This is a genomic window from Mycolicibacterium arcueilense (genome assembly GCF_058536225.1).
Genome location: NZ_JBZTYL010000015.1, coordinates 1 through 1,325, shown reverse-complemented (window position 1 = coordinate 1,325; position 1,325 = coordinate 1). Strand labels below are relative to the sequence as shown.

General features: G+C 66.8%; 1 protein-coding gene. It reads right to left on the bottom strand.

All coding sequences use genetic code 11. The annotated features are described in order from the left end of the window. Positions 1-1,278, bottom strand: a 1,278-nt coding sequence (locus AC4LGL_RS18605; protein ID WP_491840072.1) for an IS256 family transposase, incomplete at its 3' end; no start/stop codon positions are given. Between the last annotated feature and the right edge of the window lie 47 nt (positions 1,279-1,325).

Sequence of the window (1,325 nt, the reverse complement as noted above, 5' to 3'; positions counted from 1 at the left end):
TTCCGGGGTGATGTCGACCGGACGTTCGAGGAGCTTGCCCTGGTGGAACACTGCGCCGGCCCGCACCAACGCCACCAGGTGTGGTGCGTTGACCGCCCGCCACCGCGACTGCGCTGCTTCGATCAGCTTGTAGGCCATCGCCATGCCCGCCGCCCGTGATCCCGGGCCCTTGGTCACCCTGGTCCGAAGCCGAACCGTCGCGAAGGTCGATTCGATCGGGTTCGTGGTGCGTAGATGCACCCAGTGCTCGGCGGGATACCGGAAGTACTCGAGCAGCACGTCGGCGTCATCGACGATTTTCTTCACCGCTTTCGGGTACTTCGCGCTGTAGTCACGTTCGAACGCTGCGATCGCCAACTGCGCCTTGTCGATGTCCTCGGCCCCGATGATCTCCTTCATCGCCGCCAACGCACCCGGATGCGCCGATTTCGGGAGTGCAGCAAGAACGTTGGCTTGTTTGTGGAACCAGCAGCGTTGTTCGCGGGTGGCGGGGAACACCTCCCGCAGTGCCCGCCAGAATCCCAAAGCTCCGTCCCCGACCGCGAGCGCCGGCGCGCGCATCCCGCGGCGGCGGCAATCCCGCAGCAGGTCCGCCCAGGACTCGGTGGACTCTCGGTAGCCGTCGGCCAGGGCGACGAGTTCCTTGCGGCCGTCGGCCCGCACCCCGAGCATCACCAACAGGCAGAGCTTTTCCTGCTCGAGCCGGACTTTCAGGTGGATGCCGTCGACCCACAGGTACACGTAGTCGACCTGCGAGAGGTCCCTGGTGCCGAAGGCCTTCGCCTCGTCCTGCCACTGGGCCGTGAGCCGGGTGATCGAGGATGCGGACAGTCCGGCGCCGGTGCCGAGGAACTGTTCGAGCGCCGGCCCGAAGTCACTGGTTGACAGGCCGTGCAGGTACAGCAGCGGCAGCACCTCCGATACCTGCTCGGACTTGCGAGCCCAGGCGGGCAGGATCGCCGAGGAGAACCGCTTGCGCTCGCCGGTATCGGGGTCGATCCGCTTGTCGTTCACGCGGGGCGCCTTCACCGCCACCGCACCCGCCGAGGTCACGACCTCACGTTCGGCGTGGTATCCGTTGCGGACCACCAGTCGGTGGCCGTGTTCGTCGACCTCACCGGCATACCGGGCTACATAGTCGGCGACCTCGGCCTGCAACGCCGCGGCCAGCATCTGCCGGGCACCGTCGCGGACGATCTGGTCGAGCAACGACCGGCCCGCACCGGCCGCATTGCGGGTCTCGTTGGAGTCGTCGTTGTTGTCTACTACCGTGAGCACGGGCGTGCCTTCCCGCCAGCGCGCCAACGCTGGTCTTGATCAGAATT